Below are 23,829 nucleotides of genomic sequence, written 5' to 3' on the forward strand. Positions count from 1 at the left end.
AGTGGCCGCAGCTTGCCTGCCCGCCTGACGGCTGACAAGGTTTTTGTCCGGCAGCCCCGTGTTCGGATCGCGGCTTTACCTCTCTTTTCAACCAGTTGCCTCTGCGTGAAACAGATTTTTTACCTCTTAAGGGTTTCTTAAGTTTGCCCCTTTAGTCTGATGACAATCGACAAGAAGGAGCCATCCATGACCACCGACATTCAAGCACCCTATCGGCTGACGCTGGCCGATACCCCGCAACAGGTCATGGCACTGCAAAGCTACATCCAGGCCGCCTACAGCCAGGAGTTCAACGCCCGCATTCCCCATTTTCTGCCCTGCCTGCTCGGCCTCTACCGGGCCGACGGCCTGCTGGTCGGCGCCTGCGGTCTCAAGCTGGCCGGCAGCGAGCGCCTCTATCTGGAACAGTACCTGGAGCAGCCCATCGAGGCCGCCATCGAAACCCGGCTCGGCGCCCCCGCCCGGCGTGATCGCATCGTCGAGGTAGGCAACCTCGCCTGCAGCGAGCCCGGCAACGCCCGCCTGATGTTTGCGGCGCTCTGCCGCCTGCTGTGCGACAACGACCTCGACTACGTGGTGTTCACCGGCACTGCCAAGTTGCGCAACAGCTTTCACCGCCTCCACCTCACCCCGGTCGAGCTGGCCCCCGCCCAGGCCGACAAGGTGGGGGACGACGCCAGCGCCTGGGGCGCCTATTACCACTGCCAGCCCAAGGTGATGGTCGGCGATCTCGGCCTCGGACGGCAGGCCTTGGCCCAGGGCAGCCTGCTGCTCTCGCTGCTGGCACCCATGCCGTCCCTGTTCAACTGCCCGCACCGGAGCGCCTTATGATGCTGTTTGACCAAATCGCCTACTTCGCCCGCCAGACCCCCCACAGCCCGGCTCTCGCCAGCAGCCAGCACAGCCTCAGCTACGAGGCGCTGTGGCAGCAGCTGCCGCCGCTGGCAGACCGCCTGCAGATGGCCGGGATCAGCCGGCTGGCGCTGCAGCTGGACAACGGCCTGCCCTGGGCGCTCATCGATCTTGCCTGCACCATGGCCGGCATAGTAGTGATCCCGATCCCCCACTTCTTCAGCCTGGAGCAGCAGGAGTGGCTGCTGGAGAGCAGCGGCGCCAACGCCCTGATCGGCCCCTACCACCCCGGTTGGCAGGCCAGCGATCCGCTGCAACTGGCGGTCGGCGAGCTGCCTCTGTGGCGCCGTATCCCTGCCCGGCTGCCGCCGCTGCCGGCCGGCACCGCCAAGATCACCTATACCTCCGGCACCACGGGGCAGCCCAAAGGCGTCTGCCTGTCGCTGGCCCAGATGATGGCGGTCTGCGCCTCGCTGGCCGAGCGGGTCGCTCCGGCCAACGTCGAAAAGCACCTGACCCTGCTGCCGCTCACCACCCTGCTGGAAAACCTGACCGGCCTCTATGTGCCGCTGCTCACCGGCGCCTGCAGCCGCATCCCCTCGCTGGCAGAGCTCGGCTTTGCCGGCTCCAGCAAGCTGGACCCGGCCACCCTGACCCAGGCCCTGCTGCGCTGGCCCACCCACAGTCTGGTGCTGGTGCCCGAGCTGCTGCGCCTGCTGCTGGCCCTGTGCAGCGCCAACCCGGCGCTGGCCGAGCAGCTGGCCGGCCTGCGCTTCGTCGCGGTGGGCGGTGGCAAGGTCTCGCCCGAGCTCATCAGCCGGGCCCGCAAGCTGGGGCTGCCGGTCTACGAGGGATACGGCCTGTCGGAGTGCGGCTCCGTCGTGGCCCTCAACGGCCCCGACGGCCACAGCCTGGGCAGCGTTGGCCAGCCACTGCCCCACTGCCGAGTATCGATCGCCGCTGACGGCGAGATCCTGGTAGAGGGAGCCGCCATGCTCGGCTATCTGGGCAGCGACGAGCCGACGCCAGCACGGGTCGCCACCGGCGATCTGGGCCACCTGGATGATGAGGGGTATCTGCACATCACCGGGCGCAAGAAGAACGTCCAGATCACCGCCTTTGGCCGCAACTTCTCCCCCGAGTGGATCGAGGCGGAAGCCCAGCTCTGTCCGGCCATCGCCCGCATCGTGATCTTCGGCGACGGCCAGCCGGCCAACGTCGCCCTGATCCAGCCACTGCCCGGCGCCGACGCCCAGCTGGCCCAGCAGATCGAGCAGCTCAATCACCGCCTGCCCGACTATGCCCGCATCCATCACTGGCTGCCGGTGGCACTGGATCAGCATCCGGAGCTGCTGACCGCCAACGGTCGCCCCCGTCGCGAACGAATTTATCACCACTTTTCCCGGCAGATCAGCCAATGCCTTACAGGAGAGACCTCATGAGCTTCTATCAAGTGCTGCAACAAGCCACCGCCCCGGCCCGGGAGCATCTGTTCAACGCCCCCATCATAGAGGCGTGCCGCAAGGGGGAGATCTCCCGCGACATCTACCTGCGCTTCCTCTCCCAGGCCTTCTATCACGTGCGCCACACGGTACCGCTCTTGATGGCCACCGGCGGCAAGCTGGGTCAGGAGTATGAGTGGGTGCGCGGCGCCATCGCCGAGTACATCGACGAGGAGTACGGCCATCAGGAGTGGATCCTGAGCGATATCCGCGCCTGTGGCGGCGATGCCGAGGCAGTGCGCCACGGCCAGCCCGAGCTGCCCATCGAGCTGATGGTGGCCTTCCTCTACGACCAGGTACAACGCGGCAACCCCATGGGTTTCTTCGGCATGGTCCAGGTGCTGGAAGGCACCAGCGTCGCCATCGCCCTGACCGTGGCCGATCAGCTCAAGGCGGGTCTCGGCCTGCCCCCCCAGGCCATGAGCTATCTGAGCTCCCACGGCGCGCTGGATCAAGAGCACCTCAAGTTCTTCGAGTCCCTGATGAATCGGGTGGAGAGCCCGGCCGATCAGGCGGCCATCATTCACTCGGCCAAGGTGGTCTACCGCCTCTACGCCGACATGCTCTATCAACTGACGGAAAACCAGACATCATGAAGCTTGAAGGAAAACTCGTGCTGCTCACGGGCGCCAGCGGCGGGATCGGCGAAGCGCTGGCCCAGGAGCTGGCGACCCAGGGAGCGCGCCTGTTGCTGCACGGACGCAGGGCCAGTGCGCTGGAGCGGCTGTGCAAGGAGCTGCCGCACCCGGAGCGCCACCAGACGGTGATCGCCGATCTGGGCTCGCCCCAGGAGCGGGCCAAACTGCTGCAGCACCCGGCGCTGGACGAGGGGCTGGACGTGCTGATCAACAACGCCGGCTGCAACCAGTTTGCCTGGCTGGAAGATCAGAGCAGCGAACAGGTGGAGCGCCAGCTGCTGCTCAACGTCGAGGCGCCGATCCAGCTCACCCGCATGCTGCTGCCCCGCCTGCGCAAGCCGGCGGTCATCATGAACGTCGGCTCCAGCTTTGGTGCCATCGGCTACGCCGGCTACAGCGTCTACTGCGCCAGCAAGTTCGCCCTGCGCGGCTTCAGCGAGGCGCTCGGCCGCGAGCTGGAGGGCACCGGCATCCAGGTGCTGCACTTTGCCCCCCGCGCCACCCGTACCCGCCTAAACTCGGAGGCGGCCTACGAGATGAATGCCGAGCTCGGCACCCACACCGACAGCCCGCAGGACGTGGCCGAGGAGGCCGTCATCGCCCTGTGCAACGAAACCCGCCGCAGCTGGCTCGGCTGGCCGGAGAAGCTGTTCGTGCGGCTCAACGGCCTGCTGCCCGGCCTGGTCGACCGGGCGCTGGCCAAGCAAAAACCCATCATAGAGCGCTATGCCCGCCACGCGGCGCCCGCTGCCGGCAATCCGGGGCACACCACTTCCGTCATGACAGAGAAGGAACGTTAAGATGAAGCACGCCACTTTCCGCCCCCGTTTCACCCACGGCGCCCTCCTGCTGCTCATGCTGGGCTCGGGGATGGCCCAGGCCGCCGATACCCTGCCCGTCATCCAGCAGCAGTGGGCCGTCTGTCAGTATCAGCAGACCGGCAAGGCCAAGGAGAGCTGCCTCGAACAGCTGAGCAGCCAGGCCGATCAGGCCAGCGCCAAGGAGGCCTTTCGCACCGACCTGCTGATCTGGTCGGCCATCGTCAAGAGCACCTGGGCCGGTGCCAAAGGTGGGCTGGGGGCGCTGGGTCTGGTCAAGGAGGCCAAGGCCAAGCTGGAGATCGCCCTCAAGCAGGACCCCAAGGCGCTGGACGGCTCCGCCTACACCAGCCTGGGCTCGCTCTACTATCAGGTGCCGGGCTGGCCGGTGGGCTTTGGCGATGACGAGAAGGCCGAGCAGCTGCTCAAGCAGGCGCTGGCCATCAACCCGACCGGCATCGATCCCAACTTCTTCTACGGCGACTTCCTGCTGGATCAGGGTCGCAAGGCCGAGGCCAAGGGCTATCTGGAGAAGGCGCTGAGCGCCCCGCCCCGGCCGGGTCGCGAGCTGGCGGATCAGGGTCGACGCATCGAGATCCGCGATCGCCTCGACAAGCTGTAAACCCAAGTCGGATCAGAGCGCTATTTAAACTCTGCCCACCAGCTTGCATACTGGTGGGCAGCGTCTTTTGAGAGGAATAACAATGCGGATCCTGTTGGTGGAAGATGATGTGATGCTGGGCGACGGCATGGTGGATGCCCTGCGCAGCAGTGGCTACACGGTGGACTGGCTGCAGCAGGGGCTGCCCGCCCTGTCGGTACTCAAGAGCGAGGAGTTTGCCGCGCTCATTCTGGATCTCAACCTACCGGACATCGACGGCATCAGCCTGCTGCGCAAACTGCGCCGGGAAGGCCAGACGCTGCCGGTGCTGATCCTCACCGCCCGCGACGCCCTGGACGACCGGGTGCTGGGGCTGGATGCGGGCTCCGACGACTACATGGTCAAGCCGTTCGCCCTGCAGGAGCTCAACGCCCGCCTGCGCGCCCTGGTGCGGCGCAGCAAGGGCCAGGCCCAGGCGGTGCTCGAATACGGCGAGCTGCAGCTCTATCCCGAGTCCCAGCAGGTCACCTATCGGGGCGAGCCGGTCAAGCTCACTCCCCACGAATACAAGCTGCTGCAGGAGCTCATCACCCAGAGCGGCCGGGTGCTGAGCAAGGATCAGCTGCAGCAGAGCCTCTACGGCTGGGACGAGGGGGCCGAGAGCAACGCGGTGGAGGTGCACATTCACCACCTGCGCAAGAAGTTCTACAGCGATCTCATCCGCAATATCCGCGGGGTCGGCTACATAGTCCCCCAGCTTGAACAGGCCCAGCGCCGGGACCACCGGGCATGACGCGTCCCCGCTCCATCCGCCGCTTCCTGCTCTCCGGCATCCTGGCGCTGGTCAGCGCCAGCCTGGCCATCAGCGCCCTCATCGGTTATCTGGAGGCCAACCACGAGATGGAGGAGCTGTTCGATGCCCGTCTCGCCCAGTCCTCCCGCATCACCAACCAGCTGCTCAGCCGCTATCTCGAACAAAATGGCGAGCTGCCCGCCAACGGCACCGTCTATCAGGACTGGGAGCAGCACAACCCGGATCAGTGGCAGAAGGACACCAGCTTCAACCTGCGGGGGGAGGACAGGGAGCTCACCCCCTTCGGCCACGAATTCGAGCGCAACCTCTACTTCCAGTTGCTGAGCGAGCAGGGCCACATACTGCTGCGCTCCCCCAGCGCCCCCAGCCAGCCCCTCGGCGTCCTGGCCCCCGGCTTCAACAACGTCACCAAGGACAACCACGAGTGGCGCACCTTCACCCTCTACAACCAGGACGAGCACACCTGGCTCATCGTGGCGGAGCGGGATGACGAGCGCAGCGAGCTGGCCAGCAAGATGGCCACCCTGGCCATGCTGCCGCTGCTCATCACCCTGCCCTTCCTGCTCGGCCTGCTGTGGTGGCTCATCTCCCGCGGGCTGGCGCCGCTGCGACAGCTGGCCCAGGCCATAGGCGAACGCCACCCGGCCAACCTGAGCCCGCTCACCCTGAAGATCCGGGCCCAGGAGCTGACCCCGCTCACCAACGAGATCAACCGGTTGATGCACGCGCTTGCCGATACCATAGAGCGGGAGAAGCAGTTCACCAACGAGGCGGCCCACGAGCTGCGTACCCCGCTGGCGGTGCTGCGCATCCACAGCGAGAACGCGCTGGCCGCCGAGGATACCGAGAGCCGTCAGCACTCCCTGCAGAAGATGCTGCTGGCGCTCGATCGCAGCGATCGGCTGCTGCGCCAGCTGCTGACTCAGGCCCGCATCGACAACCAGCAGGGTCTGGAGCTGACCGAGCTCAACCTGAACCAGCTGCTGCAGGGCACCCTGGCCACCCTGGCCCCCATCGCCCTGAAAAAGGATCAGCAGCTGTCGCTGGAAGGCACCGAGCAGCTGACAGTGATGGGGCAGGCCACCCTGCTGGAGCTGATGTTCAGCAACCTCATCGACAACGCGCTGCGCTACACCCAGGCGCAGGGCGAGATCGCGGTCGAGGCGCGCCAGGAGGGGCACAGGGTCAGGGTCGACATTCGCGACAACGGCCCCGGCATCCCCACCGCCGCCCTGTCGCGCCTGTGCGAGCGCTTCTTTCGGGTCAATCCCCAGCAGGGGGACGGGGTCGGCCTCGGCATGGCCATCGTCTCGCGCATCGCCCAGCTGCACGGCGCCGATCTCGACATCCACAACCGGCCGGAGGGGGGACTGGAGGTGAGCGTGCTGCTGCCCGCCCCCTCCCGCCCTGCCTGATCATCACCATCAAAAACGGGGGCCTGGCCCCCGTTTTTTTATATCGTTCACTTCCCTCAGCGGCAGCTCGGCTGCACCGTGAAGGTGCGACTCGAATCCACCGCGCCGAGATCCGCCAGCAGGCGGCGCCCCAACAGCACCGGATAGATCATCTTGCTGCGATCCCGCAGGGTGAACCACTCCTCATACACCTTGTCGCCCAGGCAGATGGACATGGTGACCGTGGGGCGCTGCTCCATGCCGCCGGCGCCAAGCACCGTCACCATGTGCTCCACCGGCCGCTCCAGGGTCTGGCTCACCTGCCGGTCGGTATTGGCATCGGTCACCTGCAGGGTAAAGCGCACCCAGGACTTGCCGTCACGCTTGAAGTGGCGCAGATCCCGCGCATCGAGCGAGGAGGTAAGCGCCCCGGTATCCAGCTTCATCTTCACCGCCACCCCGCTCGGCATGATGAGTCCCTTCTCAATCCAGCCATAGACGGCGGGATCGGCAGCGGCCCGAGCCGCTCCCGGCAGGGCGAGACCGACCAGCAACAGCAGCGGCATCATTCGCAATCCGAACATCTTCACTCCTTGTCAGGGCAGGGCCGACGCTGGCCCGAGCAGCCCAGAGTGGGGATGGAAAAGGCGGCTGTCAACTGGTGAACGTGGCCGCCTCGCCGCCACCAGCGCGGCCATGGCTCGTAACGTCAGGATCACGCAGCAGCCTGCCAGACAGGATTCAATCGAGATCTTTCAAGTGGACGAACGGGGAGACATGAGCGGGGCTGGATGAAACCCAAGGCTGCGCTCAGGTTGTGACGCCAAAGGCTACCACAACGCTGAGTGAATTATCAGTCTTGTTCCGACGGGATTTTTGCCTACACTGTTGTAAACCGGAGGGCCTGAAAACCACCGGTTTTTTTGCGCCTGCCGAAAAGTTGCCACTGCAAAGTGACCTATCAAACAAGGCTCAATAAGGAATTCGTAATGCGTATCGAAGAAGACTTGAAGCTCGGTTTCAAGGATGTCCTGTTCCGCCCCAAGCGCTCTACTCTCAAGAGCCGTTCCCAAGTCAGCCTGACCCGTCAGTTCACCTTCAAGCACACCCAGACCCAATGGCAAGGGGTGCCCGTCATCGCCGCCAACATGGATACCGTTGGCAGCTTCGCCATGGCGCGTACCCTGGCCAGCTTCGAGATGATGACCGCAGTACACAAGCACTACAGCCTTGCGCAGTGGCAAACCTTCGTCAACGAGACCGACCCGGCGCTGCTGGGTCATGTGATGGTCTCTACCGGCACCTCCGAGGATGACTTCACCAAGACCCGCCAGATCCTGGCCATGTCCAGCGCCCTGCGCTTCATCTGTGTCGATGTGGCCAACGGCTACTCCCAGCACTTCGTCGAGTTTCTGCGCAAGATCCGCGAGGCCTGCCCGAACCACGTCATCCTGGCGGGCAACGTGGTCACCGGCGAGATGGTGGAAGAGCTGATCCTCTCCGGCGCCGACATCGTCAAGGTCGGCATAGGCCCGGGCTCGGTCTGCACCACCCGGGTCAAGACCGGCGTCGGCTACCCGCAGCTCTCCGCCATCATCGAGTGTGCCGATGCGGCCCATGGTCTGGGCGGTCAGATCGTCGGTGACGGCGGCTGTACCTGCCCGGGGGATGTGGCCAAGGCGTTTGGCGGCGGCGCCGACTTCGTGATGCTGGGCGGCATGCTGGCGGCCCACGAGGAGTGTGGCGGCGAAATCGTCGACGTGGATGGCGAACCCTTCATGAAGTTCTACGGCATGAGCTCCTCAAGCGCCATGGACAAGCACGCCGGCGGCGTCGCCGAATACCGCGCCTCCGAGGGCAAAACCGTGCTGCTGCCCTATCGCGGCCCGGTCGAAAACACGGTGCGTGACATTCTGGGCGGGGTGCGCTCCACCTGCACCTACGTCGGTGCCAGCCAGCTGAAAGAACTGACCAAACGCACCACCTTTATCCGGGTACGCGAGCAAGAGAACAACGTCTACGGCAAGGAGTAACCTGCCGCAGCCACCGTCACGCGCTGACGGTTAGAAGCCAGCCAACCGGTGTGCTACCCTGCGCACCGGTTTTTTTGTATCTGGATGCCCTGACATGACCAGCCCCCTCCCCCAATTTGACTGGGATATCTTCTGCTGCGTAGTGGACAACTTCGGCGACATCGGCGTCACCTGGCGGCTGGCCCGCCAGCTGAAACAGGAAGGCGCGCTCCCGACCCACGGCAATGAGGTTCAAGTGCGGCTTTGGGTGGATGATCTGGCCAGCTTCGCCCGCATCTGCCCGGGGCTCGACCCCGCGCAGGATAGCCAGTGGGTCGATGGCATCCATATCCAGCACTGGCACGACACCCTGCCGGCCGACACCCTCCCGGCCAGGGTGGTGATCGAGGCCTTTGCCTGCCAGCTGCCCGCCCCCTTCATTGAACGAATGGCCGAGCAGATGGCGAGTCAGCCCAAGCCCCCTTGCTGGATCAACCTCGAATACCTCTCGGCCGAGAGCTGGGTCGAGGATTGCCACGCCCTCGCCTCGCCCCAGCGGGTCGGCAACCAGAGCCTCAACAAATACTTCTTCTTCCCGGGCTTCACGGCCAGAACCGGCGGCCTCCTGTGCGAGCGCGGCCTCATCGCCGAGCGTGAGCGCTGGCAACAGGATGAAGCCGGGCTTGCCGCCTACTGGGCCAGCCTCGGCCTGCCGCCCAAGCAAGAGCACGAGCTGCGGGTCAGCCTCTTTACCTACGAGAGCCCCGCCCTGACCAGCCTGGTCAAGAGCTGGTGCCAGAGCGCCACGCCCGTCACCCTGCTGCTGCCGCTCGGACGCTCCCTCAACGACGTGCTCACCGGCGCCGGGCTGGCAGCGGCCATTCCGACGGCCAAGGCAGGCGCGCTGCTGCAGGCGGGCAACCTCACCATCAAGCTGCTGCCGATGACCGATCAGGCCGGTTACGATCGGCTGCTGTGGAGCTGCGATCTCAATCTGGTGCGCGGGGAGGACTCCTTCGTGCGGGCCCAGTGGGCCGCCCGCCCCTTCCTGTGGCACATCTATCCGCAGGAAGAGCAGGCTCACATGGTCAAGCTGGACGGCTTTCTCGACCACTATCTGGCAGAGCTGCCCACCGCCACCGGCCAGTGGCTGCGCGGTTTCAGCCACGCCCTCAATCAGGGGGAAAACTGTCGCGATTGGTGGGCGCAATGGCCGGAACACGCCGCGATATGGCTGCAACATGGGCGACCTTGGTCACAGAAGCAGCTCAGGGATGGGGATCTCGTCACTCGGCTGGTGAAATTTTTAGAAAGCCGTATATAATCTGGCAGTTTTTATCTGCCCGTATACGAACAGGAATTTTTACATGAAAACCGCACAGGAAATCCGCGCTGGTAACGTCGTCATGATCGGTACCGAGCCGATGGTGGTCCAGAAAGCCGAATTCAACAAATCCGGCCGTAACTCCGCCGTGGTCAAGATGAAGCTGAAAGGCCTGCTGAACGGCAGCGCCACCGAGACCGTATTCAAGGCCGACGACAAGCTGGAAGTTGTTCAGCTGGAACGTAAAGAGTGCACCTACTCCTACTTCTCCGACCCCCTGTATGTCTTCATGGACACCGAGTACAACCAGTACGACGTCGAGAAAGACAACCTGGGTGACGCCCTGAACTACATGGTTGACGGCATGGAAGACATCTGCGAAGTGACTTTCTACAACGAGAAAGCCATCTCCGTAGAACTGCCGACCACCATCGTTCGCGAAGTCGAGTACACCGAGCCGGCCGCCCGTGGCGACACCTCCGGTAAAGTGACCAAGCCGGCCCGTCTGAAGGGCACTACCTACGAGCTGGCCGTTGCCGCCTTCGTAGAGATCGGCGACAAGATCGAAATCGATACCCGCACCGGTGAGTTCAAGCGTCGCGTCAACTAAGTTGACCCCTTGAATCCATGGTGAAAAAGCGAGCCTCTGGCTCGCTTTTTTTATGGGCGCACAACGCCGCCCGGCTGTATTCGAAGCGCAAACATGGCTAAATGGGCAAGCTGGTTTGTGCCATCCTCCGGAGCGCCCCATGACATCTCTGCATAAAGGTCTGTTGCTGCTGTCGACCCTGCTACTGCTGATCCTCTCCGGCTGGCAACCCTATGACCGGGCGACCTGGCTGATGGAAGTCGCCCCCGTGCTCATCGCCATGCCGCTGCTTGCCCTGACGCACCGCCGTTTTCCGCTCACCAGCCTGCTCTATCTGTGCATCACCCTGCACGCCATGGTGCTGATGCTGGGCGGCGCCTATACCTACGCCCGCGTCCCGCTGGGATTCGAGCTGCAGCAGTGGTTAGAGCTCAGTCGCAACCCCTATGACAAGATTGGCCACTTCTTTCAGGGCTTTGTGCCCGCCCTGGTGTGTCGGGAGATCCTGCTGCGCGGAGGTTATGTGCAGGGCCGGCGCATGCTGGCGTTTCTGGTGGTCTGCGTGGTGCTCGCCATCAGCGCCACCTACGAGTTCATCGAGTGGGGGGCGGCCCTCGCGCTCGGCCAGGGAGCGGATGAGTTTCTCGGCACCCAGGGCGACCCCTGGGATACCCAGTCCGACATGTTCTTCGCCCTGATTGGCGCCGTCAGTGCCCTGCTGCTGCTCTCCTCCCTGCACGACCGCAAGCTGGCCGGGCTCGCCAGCCCCGAGCGGCCGTCACCCTAGCACTGCCACTTCCCCCTTCAGAAAACCGGCCTGGTGCCGCTAACCCGAGTAACCGGGGAGCGCACTATGGCCAGATTGTTCTTATCACTGCTGTTACTGACCCTGCTGGCAAGCAACCCCTTGCAGGCCAGCGAGGGCACACCGCTGACGCCGCTCGACTACTGGCAGAACAACGACTGGCAGGGGCTGCCCAACAGCACCCAGATCGACAAGCAGACAGTGCTGTTCGCCAAGCACGATAGCGACAGCTATGTGGGGCTGGCCATCCTCTTGCCCGACTGGCAGCGCAGCGGCCAGCTGTGGCAGCTGACCCGGGCCCTCGGCCGGCTCGGCTTCGACACCCTGCTGCTGCTCCCCTCGCCCCAGCAGACCGAACTGGACCCCGCCGCCGAGAAAAAGCAGCAGGCCATCGACGACTTTCGCAAGCAGTTCGCCACCCGCATCAGCAAGCTGGGAGATGCCAAGCTGCAGGAGGGGGGCTTCAAGCTGATTCTGGCGCAAGGCACCGGCGCCGCCTGGGCCACCAACCTCATCGCCAGCGAACAGCTGCCCGCCCCCGATGCGCTGGTGCTGCTCGACGGCTTCTTCCCCGACCAGCAGAGCAACCAGATCTTCGCCAAGGAGATCGCCCAGGCCACCATGCCGACCCTCGACCTCTATCAGGAAGATGGCGGACGCTGGCCGCTGCTGGCCGCCGAGGCACGCAGAAGCGAGAGCCGCCGCAGCCACAAGCTCAACTACCGCCCCTACGCCCTGCTGGAGCTGGATGAAACGCCGACCCGGATCCAGGGCTGGCTCACCCACCTCGGCTGGCTCTGACCCGAAAAATGCCGCCTGCCTCACATCCGGCGCGATTGCCAAGCCGTTGATGCGCAGCAAACTGGCCCTCGGTCGCCGATGTTTGGCATCATGAACGCCTCAACGGCAGGAGGCTCCATGCAGCAAATTGTGTTTCTCGACAGCGATACCCTGGATACCGGCATCACCCTGCGCCACCCCGACTTTCCCCATCACTGGCAGAGCTACCCGAGCACGGCCCCCGAGCAGGTGGTGGAGCGACTCAAAGACGCCAGCATCGCCATCATCAACAAGGTACGCATCGGCGCCGCCGAGCTGGCCCGGCTGCCGGACCTGAAACTCATCGCGCTGGCTGCCACCGGCAGCGACAACGTGGATCTGGAGGCGTGCCGCGCCGCCAACGTCGGCGTCTGCAACATCCGCAACTACTCGGGCCCCTCGGTGCCGGAACACGCCATGGCGCTGATGCTGGCCCTGGCGCGCAACCTCTTCTGCTGGCGCCAGTCGCTGCTGGAGGGGCGCTGGCAGCAGAGCGGCCAGTTCTGCTTCTTCGATCACCACATCACGGATCTGCACGGCAAGCGGCTCGGCATCATCGGCAAGGGGACACTCGGTCAGGCCCTCGGCGAGCGGGCCAGGGGGATCGGCATGGAGGTGCGCTACGCCCAGAGCCAGGTCGGCGCCAGCCACGACGAGGATCGGCTGCCGCTGGACGAACTGCTGCAAAGCGCCGATGTCATCAGCCTGCACTGCCCGCTCACCCCCTACACCCGCAACCTGATTGGCGAGCGGGAGCTCGAGCTGATGAAGCCGGGCGCCCTGTTGATCAACGTCGGCCGCGGCGGTCTGGTGGACGAGGAGGCCCTGCTGCGGGCACTGGCCAACGGTCGCCTCGGCGGCGCCGGTTTCGACGTGGCGAGCGTCGAGCCGCCGCCCCCCGACCACCCGCTGATGCAGGCGCTGCAGTACCCTCACTTCATCCTCACCCCCCACGTGGCCTGGGCCAGCGAGGAGTCGATGCAGCGCCTCGCCGATCAGCTGATCGACAACATCAACGCCTTCGCCGAGGGGCGCCGCCAACACCGGCTGGTGTGAGCGGCGGTCGAGCCAAACAAGAGAGGGGCCTGTCGGCCCCTCTCTCATTGCTGGCAGCGATCAATCGTCGTCATGCCATCTGTGTTTCTTGTGCTTCTTGTGTTTCTTGTGGTGCCTGTGCTCATCGTCGTAGTAACGGTCGTTGTTGCTCTTGTGGCCATCGCCCGTCTTGGCGCCGATGGCGGAGCCGCTGGCCCCGCCGACGCCAGCCCCGATCAGCTGACCCGTGCTGCCACCCACGCTCTTGCCGATGGCCGCACCACCGAGGGCCCCGACGGCGCCACCGAGCGCCGCTTCATTCTTGTTGCCCTTGTTGGCCGTAGCGGCGCCACCGGCCGCACCGCCCAGCGCCGCCCCCACCAGGGCGCCGGTATCACCGCCCAGCTCCTTGCCGATCATGGTGCCGGCCACGCCACCCGCACCGCCACCGAGGATGGTATTGAGTGTCTCCGAGGCCTGCGCTACGCCGCTGACCAGCAGCAGTGAGCCCAGCAGGGCCAGGGCGCTCATGCCACGCTTGTTCATCTCCATGGGGTACTCCTGTCAAACCTGATTAATTTCCCCGAACTATACGATTCCCGCCAAAGGGCGCCACTGTCGCAGGAGAGCGACACCGCCTCCCGCACCGCCTGCGATGTCGTCCAATTCACACATAACACATTGAATTTTAATATGTAAATGACATCAGATGGAAATTGGGCAGCAAGCAGTGCCGGGACCCACCGAGCAGCAGCGGTCGCTTAGCCGTTATCCATATGACAGGATCTGTCAGCACCCTGCTCCTGCCGGGTCCTCTCCGTCAAAGACCAGCCATCGCGCCCCAGCCGCTTGCTCCGATAGAGACACTCGTCGGCCCGCTCGAACAGCAGCACACCGTCATCCGGGCTGTGAGCGCCGCCCACGCTCAGGGTCACCGCCTCGCGAAACTCGCGCCACTGCTGATTGCGCACCCGCGCCAGCAGCCGGGTCAGCCCGGACTCCAGCTCGCTGCGCGGCCAGGGCAGCAGGGCGGCGAACTCGTCTCCCCCGATCCGGTAGACGCAGCCACTGCCCAGCTCCGCCACCAGCAGCTCGGCCACCCGGCAGAGCACGCCGTCCCCCACCGTGTGTCCCCAGTTGTCATTGATGCGCTTGAAGTTGTCGACGTCGAACAGCAGCAGCCAGTGGGGTGTGGCACTCTCTTCCAGCTCGCTGCGACGCTGGGTGAAGGCCCGCCGGTTCATGATGCCGGTGAGGGGGTCGTGCAGCAGGGCATCCTGCCCCTGCAGAAAGCTGGCCCGCACCTGATCTATCTCGCTCAGGCTGCTGTGCACGAACCAGGTCTTCAGCTGGCAGGGAGTCTGGGTCGGATCCCGCACTATGCCGGTCAGCGAGCCGGCCACCAGCGCCTGCTCCTGATTGAACACCCGCACCAGAAAGTTGATGCTGCAAAACCAGATGGCAAACAGCGAGAGCAGCGGCAGCACCACCATCAGCAGGGCCTCCTCGAGGCCGTCGTGAAACAGCTCGGGCGGCAGATAGATGTTGAGATCCCAGTCGATCCCCTCCAGCTCCCGGCGCAGATGGCGGCCATGCCAGATCACCTCCAGTCCGCTGCCCACCACACCCGCCGTGGTCACCGGCGGCTGATAGAGCGCCATGTTGCAGCCCACCACCAGCTGATCTCCCCCCCGCGAGCTGATGTAGATGGCCGCCTGGTTGCGGCCCATGGCCCGCTGCAGTGCCTGCTGGATGGCGTTGAACGACATGTCGACCATCAGCAGGCCGAGCAGCTGACCATCCAGCCACTTTACCCGCTTGATCAGGGTCAGGATCTGCTTGTCCGAGCCGTACTCCTGATAGGGACCCAACCAGATGAGGTCATCGCCCGGCATCGACAGCGCCCGATACCAGGGCCGGCTGGCGGCACGATACTCGGCCGGCTGCTGCCAGGCCGGGTAGCTGCTGATGCGGTCCGTCTGCGGGTTGTAGAAGTAGATGTAGTGGCTGTCGCGCTTGATCTGGTGGGCAATGGCCCAGAGCGGGTTGTCGGCCGGCTCGCCGCGGGCGATGGCGGCCTTGTCCAGCGACGCCTCCAGCACCGCCAGCTGACGCTGGTTGGCCAGCACCAGCTCGTGGATCAGGGCCGCATCGAGGGAGGAGAGCATGTGGCCGTAGCCGGCCACCGTCTTGTCGATGCTGCGCAGATAGCTGGCCGTCGCCAGGGCCAGGGTCACCACCAGCACCAGGGTGCCCAGCAGCAGGGTCAACGAGGTCAACAGGTAGTAACGCCGACTAATCAACCATTGGATCATCAACACCCCGCAAAAAATTCTGTAATGCGAGGATTCTATGGCGGCCGAACAGAATCATTCATTGATTAAAATCAGCCACCCTCCGGCTAACTGACAAAAAACATATAAACGTGATACTGCTCATCCATGCCGTGGATATGTATATCAACAAAAAGTAAAAACAGTGACCACTGTGCGTTGACGGCTAACCAGGAAGGGGGTGTTATAGTCTATAGCTTGAACAATCGGAGCCGGATGGCCTTGCCAAGGACCACCGAAGACGATTCCCTGTCAAACAAAGGAGATGTTATGAGCAGTCCGTTTATCGAACAGATCAAAGTACGTCGTACCATCTATGCCCTGGGTGACCAGGTTTCCCATACGCCGGAGCAGCTGACCACTCTCATCCAGGATGCCATCAAGCACAGCCCCTCCTCGTTCAACTCCCAGAGCTCCCGCGCCGTCATCCTGTTTGGCGCCCAGCACCACAAGCTGTGGGACATCGTCAAGGCGGAGCTGAAGAAGATAGTGCCGCCGGAAGCCTATCCCCAGAGCGAAGCCAAGGTGGACGGCAGTTTCCGCGCAGGTTTCGGCACCGTGCTCTTCTTCGAGGACACCGACGTCATCAAGGATCTGCAGCAAAAATTCGCCCTCTACGCCGACAACTTCCCCATCTGGTCGGAACATGCCACCGGCATCGCCCAGTTTGCAGTCTGGACCACCCTGGCCCAGGAGAAGATCGGCGCATCCCTGCAGCACTACAACCCGCTCATAGACCAGGCGGTACACAAGGAGTGGAACCTGCCCGCCAGCTGGCTGCTGCGCGCCCAGATGCCCTTTGGCAGCATCAAGCAACCGGCCGGTGACAAGACCTTCATGGACGACGCCGCGCGTTTTCGCGTGTTCAAATAAGCGTGTCGCCCACCACCCAAGCCCCCGCTCGACGGGGGCTTTTTGTTGTCAGGCCAGCAGCGTCAGCTGCAGACCCGACACCTCCTCCACCACGCTCACCTGGCGCCAGTCCTGGATCAGGGCACTGATGTTCGGATCCAGCCGCTGCCTGCCCCCCACCTGTACCACGCGGCAACCCGCCCGCAGCGCACTGATGATACCGGCCGACGCATCCTCGAACACCAGGCAATCGGCCGCCGCCAGCCCCAGACGCTCGGCCGCCAGCAGATAGGGCTCGGGATCCGGCTTGCCATGCATCACATCCTCGGCCCCCACCAGCAGGGTGGGCAACGGCAGAGCGGCGCTGTGCAACCGATGACGGGCCACCCGCTGACTGGCGGAGGTCACCAGCGCCCAGCGCTCGCTCGGCAAACCTGCCAGCAGAGTCCGGGCCCCGGCGATGGCCTCCGCCTGGCCGGTGTGGTTGATCTCCAGCTCATCGAGCAGGGCCACCTCCTGCGCCATGTCCAGTTGCGGGGCCAGGGCACGGAGCACCTCTCGCGAGCGCACCCCGTGGCACATGGCCAGCACCGGCTCGGGCGCCAGCTGATGACGGCGACACCAGAGCCGCCATACCGTCTCCACTTCGCCGGTGGAGTGCACTAGGGTGCCATCCATGTCCAGCAGCAGGGCGCTGGCCCGCAGCACAAGCCGACTCATGAACCGACCCCTGCCAGGCCGGGTTCGCTCCCCGCCAGAATGTCGCCGAAGGCCCGCCGCTGGGCCGCCTGTTCATAGCAGGCCAGCGCCTGTTCGGCATTGCTCGCCCAGACTTGCAAGGGGCCGACCGCAAAGCCCTGATGCAGCAAGCTGGTAAGCAGCTCTCCCGTCTCCGGCGCAGCCAGCGGCTGGGCCAGCACCAGGGTTCCCTTGATCAAAAACAGATAGCGTTCGGCAGGCATGAGATGACTCCTTGTGACGGTTCGGATGGGGCCAATGGGGCCCGCTACCAGACCATTAGAACAAGGCGGTTAGATAATTTATAATCACAAAATGGCCACTTTAGATAACCACATGGAATGAAATTCGATCTGAAGCAACTGCAGGCATTCGTCACCCTGGCCGACACCGCCAACTACCGGGAGGCCGCCAACCGGCTGTTCATCACCCAGCCAGCGCTCACCAAGCAGATCCAGGGGCTGGAGCAGACCCTCGGCAGTACCCTGTTCAACCGGGGTCGCCACGGCGCCGAGCTGACCGCCATCGGCGCCCAGCTGCTCACCCAGGCGAGCGCCCTGGTCGAACACGGCAAGGGCTTTGAGCGCCATGCCATGGCGTTGGCCAGCGGCATCGCCGGGCGCCTCAAGATTGGTTTCGGCCTGTCGAGCTTCGCGCTGGCACCGGCACTGGTGGCCAGCTTCAAGCAGCAGGTGCCCGAGGTGATGGTGCATCTGCAGGACATGACCTCCGCCATCCAGCAGGAGCGGCTGCTGTCGGGCCAGCTGCAGCTCGGCTTCATGCGCCGACCCCAGGCGCCACAGTTGCAGGAGCACAGACTGCTGACCGATCGGCTGGTGCTGGCGGTGCCGACCCTGATGACGCAGCCGGATCCGGCCGCCTTCGATGTGGAGCAGGCCCTGGCCAGCCAGCCCTTGCTGCAGATGGTCGGCCACCGCTGCCCCGGCCTCAGCCAGCAGATCGCCGGCTTCCTCGGCGCCAACCGGCTGACCGGCATGATCCAGGAGGCGGAGGATATCCAGACCCTGGTGGCACTGGTGGCCGCCGGCATCGGCAACGCCATCCTGCCGCGCAGCGTCAGCTTCATCGCCGGCCCGGACGTCACCCTCTACCCCTTGTCCGGCCCCTGCTCCGAGTGGGAGATAAGCCTGGTGTGGAACCCGGAATTCGCCGATCCCATCCGCGATCGCTTCGTGCAGCTGGTCATCAATGCCCATCCGGCGCCGCAGCCAGCCCTACCGGGTCGCTGATGCGATAGGTTCAGGGCGTCGATATCAGGGGCAAGCGAGGAATCGCCACAGGGGTGAGGCAATCGAGTATCAGGCGGCCGGCAGCGCGCTGCAGCTGACGCAGTGGCAGCGATTCTTGCCCCCCTGCTTGGCCAGATAGAGCGCCATGTCGGCGGCGGTCAGCAGCTCCTCTTCCGAGACGCGGGCCTGCTGCGGCAACAGGGTGGCGATGCCGACGCTGGCGCTGAGTCTAAGTCCATCCGCCCCCGGGATCAGCAGCTCGCTGATGCCGACGCGAATGGCCTCCCCCATGCGGGAGGCGGCCTCGTCCCCGGTGTTGCCGAGGATCAGGGCAAATTCGTCGCCGCCGAAGCGGCACGGCAGATCGGTGGCCCGCTGGCAGAAGGTACTCAGCAGCTGACCCACCTGCTGCAAGAAACCGTCCCCGACCTGATGGCCGAAGTGGTCGTTGCACAGCTTGAAGTTGTCCAGATCCAGCATGATGAAGGAGATGGGGGTCTGTTCGCGCATGCTGCGCCGCCACTCGTTGTGCAGAAAGCTGTTGAACAGCCGCCGGTTCGCCAGCCCGGTCAGCGGGTCGTGCAGGGAGAGGTAGGCCATGTCCAGCTCCTGCAGCTTGCGCTCGGTGACGTTGACGTGGCTGATGGTGTAGAACTCGACCTCGATACCAGGGATGGCGGAGACCCGCATCATGAACCAGCGCTGGGTATCCGGGCTGTGACAGGGGTACTCCAGATGAAAGTGCTGCTGTTCGTGGCGCAATACCCGCCGGATCCCTTCGGCCGCCATCTGGGCCAGCGGCTCCACCGAGTTGTCGCACACCCTCAGATAGTTGACGCCCAGCCAGTCGTACCCCTTCGGCATGCCGTTCTGTTCGGCGAAACTATTCCAGGCGAGGTTGGTGTAGTGGATGACGCCATCCCGATCGATCACCGAGATCTGCTCCTCCAGCGAATTGAGCAATGCAGACAGGTATTGCGCCCGATCGGAGAAGTGAAACAGTGATCCCTGAAAATAGTCCGCCATGACCCTGCTCCTCACCCAACAACGACGCACCGTACCTGCCGCAGCCACCAGCGTAATGCCGGCGTTCCGTCCATGACGAAGGGGCATCGGCGGCCATGGCCTGCCCCCGGCCTGCAAGATAAAGATAGATGATCAACCACTTGCACCCGCCCTCATCCCCTCGTTAGTGGCCGCACCACTGGCTTTCACATGGAATGCCGTTCCCTCTTCCTCTGCCGTCCATCTTGGTATTGGGGCAGTTTTGCAAAAACCAGGTCGCCTCCTCGCAGGAGGTCATCTGGGAGCAGTACTGCCGACCGTCGCACTGACGGACGAAAGTAGGCGCCGCCTGCGGGCTGTCTGTGCTGTCCGCCGCCTGCTGACTGAAAGAAGAGCTTGGCGAAGGCGAGACCGACTCGGCCGAGAAGCGGGAGTAAATGGAGAAGATCCCGGCCAGCACCAGCAGCGGGATCAGCTTGCCGCGCCAGTTGCTGCGGCGCCGATAGGCGGGGCGCGGGCGTGCCCTGGCTGGCAGAGGCCGCTCCCCGGTCACAGCCAGCCTGCCCACAGAGGGCGCTGGTTGGGTGCCTGCCAGCGACAGCGGCCGATCCACAAAGAACACCTGCTCGGCCCTGGGTTTGCCATCCTGGCCGCTGCCAAGCAGATAGGAGACCCGCTCGCCAATCTTGGGCAGCGAGCCATCTGACTGTAGCGCCGAGATATGCACGAACAGCTCGGCTCCTTTCGGCTCGCCATCCCCCTGCTCGGGGGCGATAAAACCAAAGCCGCGCGCCTCGTTCCAGCGCACGATCCGTCCCTGATAACGCATGCACTCATCCTTGTGGCCATCGATGCTCGCTTCATGTTGCCCAAAATGGCTGCGGCCCGACAGGGGGCCGCAGACAAAATGTCAAAACAGTGAGCAAGCTCCGACTGCCGCCGGGATCAGGCCAGCTGAGCCACCTTGCAGATCTCGGCGATGCGGCCAAGCATCCGCAACGAGGCATGGTGCTCATTGGCATCCGCCGCCGCGCAGGCATCCTCCAGAATGGTGATGGCGTAATCCCGATCATGCCCCTCCCGCGCCGCCGCCTGAATGGCCCAGCTGGTACTCACCCCGCACAGATAGAGGTGCTCGATGTGGTTGGCCCGCAGCGCCGGCTCCAGCGCGGTGCCGTAGAAGGGGCTGACTCTGGGCTTGGTCAGCACCAGATCGCCCGGCTGCACGTCGAGGTCGGCGTGAAAGTCGGTGCCGCTATCGCCAAGCGACAGCGCCCCGAACTGGTGAGCCCGGCCAAACATGGGCGAGCCCTTGGGCTGCAGCAGATAGTGCGGGTCAAAACCCACCTTGATCAGCACCACCAGCCAGCCGTGGGCACGGGCATGGGCCAGCGCCTGATTGGCGTGCGCGATGGCGTCCTGTTCCAGCACATGGGCCGCCGAGGCGGCGATGCGCCCGTCCGGGTGGGCGATGTCGTTGATGAAATCGATCACCAGCAATGCCTTGTTCATGCTGCCTGCTCCCTCATGATGGCGCCGCGCGCCTTAAACCAGCCCCAGCGCATAGCGTAGCGCCATCTCCTTGAGCGGGCCCGCCTTGTCCGCCAGATTGAGGGCCAGATTGCGCGCCAGCTTGAGCGGGCCTATCTCGTTGCTGAACACCCCGTAGAAGAGATCCATCCCCGACTGCATCAGCAGGTTGTCGGGGCGGCGGCGCCGCTCATAGCGCCCGGCCAGCGCCAGCTGATGCCAGTCGGCCCCGGCCCCCTGCAGCAGATCGCGCCAGCAGGCCACGTCCTTGAAGCCGAGGTTGACCCCCTGCCCCGCCAGCGGGTTGATGGTGTGGGCGGCATCGCCCAGCAGCACCACCCGGCCAGCGTGGTAGTCGTTGGCGTGGCGGCGCACCAGCGGGAAACTCCCCTTGGCCGTCACGGCAAACCCGCCGAGCCGGCTCGGGAAGTGGCGGCGCACCTCGGCGGCCAACCCCTCGTTGCTCATGGCGGCCAGCGCCCGGATGCGGGCCGGACTGTCATACCACACCAGGGAGCCGTGCCGGCCCGGCAGCGGCAGGAAGGCGCGCGGGCCGCTCGGGGTAAACTGCTGCCAGGTGATGTCTTCCTGTTCGAAGTCGGTGTCGATGTTGATCAGCATGCAGTGCTGGCGGTACTCAAAGCGCGACACCCCGATGCCAGCCAGCTTGCGGGTGTGGGATTCGGCGCCGTCGCACGCCAGCACCCAGCGAGCGGCCAGCTCGCTGCCATCATCCAGGGTCAGCACCGCCTCGTCCGCACTCTGGCGCAGGCTCGTCACCGCCGCCGGGGTGTGGGTCTGGATGTTGGGGAAATCTTCCATGCGTCTGAGCAACGCCAGCTGCACCAGCCGGTTCTCGATGATGTAGCCAAGCTGGGGCAGGCCGAGGTCGGCGGCATTGAAGCGGGTGGCAAAACCGTCCAGCTCCCAGGTCTCCAGCCGGCGATAGGGGCACAGCCGCATCTGCTGCAGGTGCTGCCAGGCGCCGGCCTGCTCCAGCAACGCCACCGAAGCCTGACTGATGGCGGAGACCCGCAGATCCAGCGGCTGCTCGGGGGCGTATTGCTCCGGCAGCCGGGTCTCGATGACCCGCACCGAGAGACCCTGCGCCGCCAGCAGACAGGCGGTGGCGGCGCCGACCATGCCGGCCCCGACGATGGCGATATCACACTGTTCCATAACTTGATTCCTGCAAGGGGTGAGCCCGGGCAAGGGGAAAACACAGCCGGACCGAATGATCACATGATACCGCAAGGGGCGCCGGGAAACAGTGAAGGGTGTGGAGAATTAGTGCGCCAAATCAAGGAGAAAGCCGATGGCGACAGGAAGTCCGCCGGCGGCGCTCCGGCCGTGGCCGGCTGGATATTCGCTAGGCAGTCTCCGGATTGCGGAGTAAAATGCCCGGTCCTTTGACCATGCCGCATTCAAAACAAGTCAAGAGAAGCAATGAGCAAAAAACTTCACATCAAAACCTGGGGTTGCCAGATGAACGAGTACGACTCGTCCAAGATGGCCGACCTGTTGGATGCCAGCAATGGCTACACGCTTACCGAAGAGCCCGAAGAGGCAGACGTTTTGCTGCTCAACACCTGCTCCATCCGCGAAAAAGCGCAGGAGAAGGTGTTTCACCAGCTGGGACGCTGGAAGAAGCTCAAGGCAAACAAACCCGGTCTGGTGATCGGCGTGGGCGGCTGCGTCGCCTCCCAGGAGGGGGACAACATCCGCACTCGCGCCCCCTATGTGGACATCGTCTTCGGCCCGCAGACCCTGCATCGCCTGCCCACCATGATCAAGCAGGTGCAGGAGGGGCGCGGCGCCCAGGTAGACGTCGCCTTCCCGGAAATCGAGAAGTTCGACAGCCTGCCCGAGCCGCGCGCCGAAGGGGCGACCGCCTTCGTGTCCATCATGGAAGGCTGTTCCAAATACTGCTCCTTCTGCGTGGTGCCCTACACCCGCGGCGAGGAGGTGAGCCGACCGCTGGACGACGTGCTCTATGAAATCGCCCAGCTCGCCCAGCAGGGCGTGCGCGAAGTGAACCTGCTCGGCCAGAACGTCAACGCCTATCGGGGCCCGACCTTCGACGGCGGCATCTGCACCTTCGCCGAGCTGCTGCGGCTGGTGGCCGCCATCGACGGCATCGATCGCATTCGCTATACCACCAGCCACCCCATCGAGTTCACCGACGACATCATCGAGGTCTACAAGGACACCCCGGAAGTGGTCAGCTTCCTGCACCTGCCGGTGCAGAGTGGCTCCGACCGCATCCTGACCATGATGAAGCGCCCGCACACCGTGCTGGAGTACAAGTCCAAGATCCGTCGCCTGCGCGCCGCCCGTCCCGACATCACCATCAGTTCCGACTTCATCGTCGGCTTCCCGAACGAGACGGACGAGGATTTCGAGGCCACCATGAAACTCATCGAAGAGATCAACTTCGACATGAGCTTCAGCTTCATCTACAGCCCGCGCCCCGGCACCCCGGCCGCCGATCTGCCCGATGACGTCGACATGGAGGTGAAGAAAGCCCGCCTGACCCGCCTGCAGCACGTCATCAACAACCAGTCGATGCAGATTGGCCGCGCCATGCTGGGCTCCACCCAGCGTATCCTGGTGGAAGGGCCCTCCAAGCTCGACCCCATGCAGCTGTGCGGTCGCACCGAGAACAACCGGGTGGTCAACTTCGAGGGCCCGCATACCCTGATCGGCGGCTTTGCCGACGTGGAGATCACCGAGGTGCGTCCCAACTCCCTGCGCGGCAAATTCCTGCGCGGCGAGAACGAGATGAACCTGCGCATCGCCACCGCCCCGAGCGAGATCCTCGCCCGCCGCCCGGACAACGTACCGGACCCGCTGGGCGTGGCCGCCTTCACTCCCCACTAATCTGTTCACCCCATCCGGCCCCGGCCGGATGGGATCGC

General features: G+C 64.5%; 25 protein-coding genes. 16 read left to right on the forward strand and 9 right to left on the reverse strand.

Translation table 11 applies throughout. The features are described 5' to 3' along the window. Window positions 1–186: 186 nt before the first annotated feature. From OKC44_RS13470 to OKC44_RS13500, 7 genes are all read left to right on the forward strand, one after another. Window positions 187–831, forward strand: a complete 645-nt coding sequence (locus OKC44_RS13470; RefSeq protein WP_103826953.1) for a thermostable hemolysin — start codon at window positions 187–189, stop codon at window positions 829–831. After that, window positions 828–2,294, forward strand: a complete 1,467-nt coding sequence (locus tag OKC44_RS13475; protein ID WP_270813379.1) for an AMP-dependent synthetase/ligase — start codon at window positions 828–830, stop codon at window positions 2,292–2,294. Before OKC44_RS13470 ends, OKC44_RS13475 begins: the two co-directional genes overlap by 4 nt. After that, complete coding sequence (locus OKC44_RS13480; protein ID WP_043121138.1) at window positions 2,291–2,950, forward strand: TenA family transcriptional regulator; 660 nt, start codon at window positions 2,291–2,293, stop codon at window positions 2,948–2,950. Before OKC44_RS13475 ends, OKC44_RS13480 begins: the two co-directional genes overlap by 4 nt. Continuing rightward, the gene (locus OKC44_RS13485) at window positions 2,947–3,792 is read left to right on the forward strand and encodes an SDR family oxidoreductase (protein ID WP_270813381.1); all 846 of its coding nucleotides are present in this window, start codon (window positions 2,947–2,949) and stop codon (window positions 3,790–3,792) included. Before OKC44_RS13480 ends, OKC44_RS13485 begins: the two co-directional genes overlap by 4 nt. Window position 3,793: 1 nt before the next feature. Further along, window positions 3,794–4,432 (forward strand): tetratricopeptide repeat protein, encoded by a 639-nt coding sequence (locus OKC44_RS13490; RefSeq protein WP_041217536.1) that lies wholly within the window; start codon window positions 3,794–3,796, stop codon window positions 4,430–4,432. 82 nt (window positions 4,433–4,514) lie between these two features. Further along, a complete protein-coding gene (locus OKC44_RS13495) occupies window positions 4,515–5,204 on the forward strand; it encodes a response regulator (RefSeq protein ID WP_011706997.1) in 690 nt (229 codons plus the stop codon). Further along, window positions 5,201–6,640 (forward strand): ATP-binding protein, encoded by a 1,440-nt coding sequence (locus tag OKC44_RS13500; RefSeq protein ID WP_270813386.1) that lies wholly within the window; start codon window positions 5,201–5,203, stop codon window positions 6,638–6,640. Before OKC44_RS13495 ends, OKC44_RS13500 begins: the two co-directional genes overlap by 4 nt. 56 nt (window positions 6,641–6,696) lie before the next feature. Here the strand turns inward: OKC44_RS13500 and rloA3 are convergent, their stop codons facing one another. Next, window positions 6,697–7,203, reverse strand: a complete 507-nt coding sequence (gene rloA3 / locus OKC44_RS13505; RefSeq protein ID WP_270813388.1) for a retropepsin-like aspartic peptidase RloA3 — start codon at window positions 7,201–7,203, stop codon at window positions 6,697–6,699. A 405-nt stretch (window positions 7,204–7,608) separates the two neighbouring features. On the opposite strand from rloA3, the gene OKC44_RS13510 reads away from it, so the two are divergent. From OKC44_RS13510 to OKC44_RS13535, 6 genes are all read left to right on the forward strand, one after another. Continuing rightward, a complete protein-coding gene (locus tag OKC44_RS13510) occupies window positions 7,609–8,652 on the forward strand; it encodes a GMP reductase (RefSeq protein ID WP_017409231.1) in 1,044 nt (347 codons plus the stop codon). Window positions 8,653–8,746: 94 nt separating this feature from the next. Next, window positions 8,747–9,955, forward strand: a complete 1,209-nt coding sequence (gene earP, locus OKC44_RS13515; RefSeq protein WP_270813390.1) for an elongation factor P maturation arginine rhamnosyltransferase EarP — start codon at window positions 8,747–8,749, stop codon at window positions 9,953–9,955. Window positions 9,956–9,998: 43 nt separating this feature from the next. Beyond that, window positions 9,999–10,565: an elongation factor P gene (efp, locus tag OKC44_RS13520; protein ID WP_011707002.1), complete on the forward strand. Its 567-nt coding sequence runs from the start codon at window positions 9,999–10,001 to the stop codon at window positions 10,563–10,565. A gap of 139 nt (window positions 10,566–10,704) precedes the next feature. Beyond that, on the forward strand, window positions 10,705–11,331 hold the full coding sequence (locus OKC44_RS13525) for a DUF2238 domain-containing protein (protein WP_270813392.1): 627 nt from the start codon (window positions 10,705–10,707) through the stop codon (window positions 11,329–11,331). Window positions 11,332–11,397: 66 nt separating this feature from the next. Beyond that, on the forward strand, window positions 11,398–12,150 hold the full coding sequence (locus OKC44_RS13530; protein ID WP_011707004.1) for a DUF3530 family protein: 753 nt from the start codon (window positions 11,398–11,400) through the stop codon (window positions 12,148–12,150). 117 nt (window positions 12,151–12,267) lie between these two features. Next, window positions 12,268–13,224 (forward strand): D-2-hydroxyacid dehydrogenase, encoded by a 957-nt coding sequence (locus OKC44_RS13535; protein ID WP_011707005.1) that lies wholly within the window; start codon window positions 12,268–12,270, stop codon window positions 13,222–13,224. A gap of 60 nt (window positions 13,225–13,284) precedes the next feature. Here the strand turns inward: OKC44_RS13535 and OKC44_RS13540 are convergent, their stop codons facing one another. Both OKC44_RS13540 and OKC44_RS13545 read right to left on the reverse strand, forming a co-directional pair. Further along, window positions 13,285–13,755 carry a YMGG-like glycine zipper-containing protein gene (locus tag OKC44_RS13540; RefSeq protein WP_017409236.1) on the reverse strand — a complete coding sequence of 157 codons (471 nt, stop codon included), beginning with the start codon at window positions 13,753–13,755 and terminating at the stop codon, window positions 13,285–13,287. 209 nt (window positions 13,756–13,964) lie between these two features. Continuing rightward, window positions 13,965–15,518, reverse strand: coding sequence for a sensor domain-containing diguanylate cyclase (locus tag OKC44_RS13545; RefSeq protein ID WP_270813394.1), 1,554 nt, complete (start codon window positions 15,516–15,518; stop codon window positions 13,965–13,967). 288 nt (window positions 15,519–15,806) lie between these two features. On the opposite strand from OKC44_RS13545, the gene OKC44_RS13550 reads away from it, so the two are divergent. Beyond that, window positions 15,807–16,409, forward strand: coding sequence for a nitroreductase family protein (locus tag OKC44_RS13550; RefSeq protein WP_016351664.1), 603 nt, complete (start codon window positions 15,807–15,809; stop codon window positions 16,407–16,409). A gap of 48 nt (window positions 16,410–16,457) precedes the next feature. Here the strand turns inward: OKC44_RS13550 and OKC44_RS13555 are convergent, their stop codons facing one another. Beyond that, entirely contained in the window at window positions 16,458–17,108 is a 651-nt protein-coding gene (locus OKC44_RS13555; protein ID WP_270813395.1) for an HAD-IA family hydrolase, read from the reverse strand. Further along, the gene (locus OKC44_RS13560; protein ID WP_270813398.1) at window positions 17,105–17,350 is read right to left on the reverse strand and encodes a hypothetical protein; all 246 of its coding nucleotides are present in this window, start codon (window positions 17,348–17,350) and stop codon (window positions 17,105–17,107) included. The genes OKC44_RS13555 and OKC44_RS13560 overlap by 4 nt, the downstream gene beginning before the upstream one ends. Before the next feature lie 117 nt (window positions 17,351–17,467). Here OKC44_RS13560 and OKC44_RS13565 point away from each other — a divergent pair, with 117 nt between their 5' ends. Next, complete coding sequence (locus OKC44_RS13565; RefSeq protein WP_270813401.1) at window positions 17,468–18,376, forward strand: LysR family transcriptional regulator; 909 nt, start codon at window positions 17,468–17,470, stop codon at window positions 18,374–18,376. A gap of 69 nt (window positions 18,377–18,445) precedes the next feature. Here the strand turns inward: OKC44_RS13565 and OKC44_RS13570 are convergent, their stop codons facing one another. The 4 genes from OKC44_RS13570 to OKC44_RS13585 form a co-directional block, all read right to left on the reverse strand. Beyond that, a complete protein-coding gene (locus tag OKC44_RS13570) occupies window positions 18,446–19,402 on the reverse strand; it encodes a diguanylate cyclase domain-containing protein (protein WP_270813404.1) in 957 nt (318 codons plus the stop codon). A 163-nt stretch (window positions 19,403–19,565) separates the two neighbouring features. After that, window positions 19,566–20,210, reverse strand: coding sequence for a cold-shock protein (locus tag OKC44_RS13575; protein WP_270813406.1), 645 nt, complete (start codon window positions 20,208–20,210; stop codon window positions 19,566–19,568). A 116-nt stretch (window positions 20,211–20,326) separates the two neighbouring features. After that, on the reverse strand, window positions 20,327–20,893 hold the full coding sequence (locus OKC44_RS13580) for an isochorismatase family cysteine hydrolase (RefSeq protein ID WP_219312178.1): 567 nt from the start codon (window positions 20,891–20,893) through the stop codon (window positions 20,327–20,329). Window positions 20,894–20,926: 33 nt separating this feature from the next. Further along, window positions 20,927–22,090, reverse strand: a complete 1,164-nt coding sequence (locus tag OKC44_RS13585; protein ID WP_044800580.1) for an FAD-dependent oxidoreductase — start codon at window positions 22,088–22,090, stop codon at window positions 20,927–20,929. 267 nt (window positions 22,091–22,357) lie between these two features. Here OKC44_RS13585 and miaB point away from each other — a divergent pair, with 267 nt between their 5' ends. Further along, complete coding sequence (miaB, locus tag OKC44_RS13590; protein WP_011707016.1) at window positions 22,358–23,791, forward strand: tRNA (N6-isopentenyl adenosine(37)-C2)-methylthiotransferase MiaB; 1,434 nt, start codon at window positions 22,358–22,360, stop codon at window positions 23,789–23,791. Window positions 23,792–23,829: the final 38 nt, after the last annotated feature.

Origin of the sequence: Aeromonas sp. S41-2 (assembly GCF_027705845.1) — a bacterium.
In the GTDB taxonomy this organism is placed as follows: Bacteria; Pseudomonadota; Gammaproteobacteria; order Enterobacterales; family Aeromonadaceae; genus Aeromonas; species Aeromonas hydrophila.

What these genes read in the sequence shown, in the direction of transcription:
- OKC44_RS13580 (WP_219312178.1), bottom strand. Translation starts at nt 20,893, where the DNA reads ATGAACAAGGCATTGCTGGTGATCGATTTCATCAACGACATCGCCCAC.
- OKC44_RS13490 (WP_041217536.1), top strand. Translation starts at nt 3,794, where the DNA reads ATGAAGCACGCCACTTTCCGCCCCCGTTTCACCCACGGCGCCCTCCTG.
- OKC44_RS13510 (WP_017409231.1), top strand. Translation starts at nt 7,609, where the DNA reads ATGCGTATCGAAGAAGACTTGAAGCTCGGTTTCAAGGATGTCCTGTTC.
- rloA3 (WP_270813388.1), bottom strand. Translation starts at nt 7,203, where the DNA reads ATGTTCGGATTGCGAATGATGCCGCTGCTGTTGCTGGTCGGTCTCGCC.
- OKC44_RS13545 (WP_270813394.1), bottom strand. Translation starts at nt 15,518, where the DNA reads ATGATCCAATGGTTGATTAGTCGGCGTTACTACCTGTTGACCTCGTTG.
- OKC44_RS13555 (WP_270813395.1), bottom strand. Translation starts at nt 17,108, where the DNA reads ATGAGTCGGCTTGTGCTGCGGGCCAGCGCCCTGCTGCTGGACATGGAT.
- OKC44_RS13525 (WP_270813392.1), top strand. Translation starts at nt 10,705, where the DNA reads ATGACATCTCTGCATAAAGGTCTGTTGCTGCTGTCGACCCTGCTACTG.
- OKC44_RS13560 (WP_270813398.1), bottom strand. Translation starts at nt 17,350, where the DNA reads ATGCCTGCCGAACGCTATCTGTTTTTGATCAAGGGAACCCTGGTGCTG.
- miaB (WP_011707016.1), top strand. Translation starts at nt 22,358, where the DNA reads ATGAGCAAAAAACTTCACATCAAAACCTGGGGTTGCCAGATGAACGAG.
- OKC44_RS13535 (WP_011707005.1), top strand. Translation starts at nt 12,268, where the DNA reads ATGCAGCAAATTGTGTTTCTCGACAGCGATACCCTGGATACCGGCATC.
- OKC44_RS13475 (WP_270813379.1), top strand. Translation starts at nt 828, where the DNA reads ATGATGCTGTTTGACCAAATCGCCTACTTCGCCCGCCAGACCCCCCAC.
- OKC44_RS13550 (WP_016351664.1), top strand. Translation starts at nt 15,807, where the DNA reads ATGAGCAGTCCGTTTATCGAACAGATCAAAGTACGTCGTACCATCTAT.
- OKC44_RS13570 (WP_270813404.1), bottom strand. Translation starts at nt 19,402, where the DNA reads ATGGCGGACTATTTTCAGGGATCACTGTTTCACTTCTCCGATCGGGCG.
- efp (WP_011707002.1), top strand. Translation starts at nt 9,999, where the DNA reads ATGAAAACCGCACAGGAAATCCGCGCTGGTAACGTCGTCATGATCGGT.
- OKC44_RS13495 (WP_011706997.1), top strand. Translation starts at nt 4,515, where the DNA reads ATGCGGATCCTGTTGGTGGAAGATGATGTGATGCTGGGCGACGGCATG.
- OKC44_RS13540 (WP_017409236.1), bottom strand. Translation starts at nt 13,755, where the DNA reads ATGGAGATGAACAAGCGTGGCATGAGCGCCCTGGCCCTGCTGGGCTCA.
- OKC44_RS13565 (WP_270813401.1), top strand. Translation starts at nt 17,468, where the DNA reads ATGAAATTCGATCTGAAGCAACTGCAGGCATTCGTCACCCTGGCCGAC.
- OKC44_RS13480 (WP_043121138.1), top strand. Translation starts at nt 2,291, where the DNA reads ATGAGCTTCTATCAAGTGCTGCAACAAGCCACCGCCCCGGCCCGGGAG.
- OKC44_RS13470 (WP_103826953.1), top strand. Translation starts at nt 187, where the DNA reads ATGACCACCGACATTCAAGCACCCTATCGGCTGACGCTGGCCGATACC.
- earP (WP_270813390.1), top strand. Translation starts at nt 8,747, where the DNA reads ATGACCAGCCCCCTCCCCCAATTTGACTGGGATATCTTCTGCTGCGTA.
- OKC44_RS13500 (WP_270813386.1), top strand. Translation starts at nt 5,201, where the DNA reads ATGACGCGTCCCCGCTCCATCCGCCGCTTCCTGCTCTCCGGCATCCTG.
- OKC44_RS13530 (WP_011707004.1), top strand. Translation starts at nt 11,398, where the DNA reads ATGGCCAGATTGTTCTTATCACTGCTGTTACTGACCCTGCTGGCAAGC.
- OKC44_RS13585 (WP_044800580.1), bottom strand. Translation starts at nt 22,090, where the DNA reads ATGGAACAGTGTGATATCGCCATCGTCGGGGCCGGCATGGTCGGCGCC.
- OKC44_RS13575 (WP_270813406.1), bottom strand. Translation starts at nt 20,210, where the DNA reads ATGCGTTATCAGGGACGGATCGTGCGCTGGAACGAGGCGCGCGGCTTT.
- OKC44_RS13485 (WP_270813381.1), top strand. Translation starts at nt 2,947, where the DNA reads ATGAAGCTTGAAGGAAAACTCGTGCTGCTCACGGGCGCCAGCGGCGGG.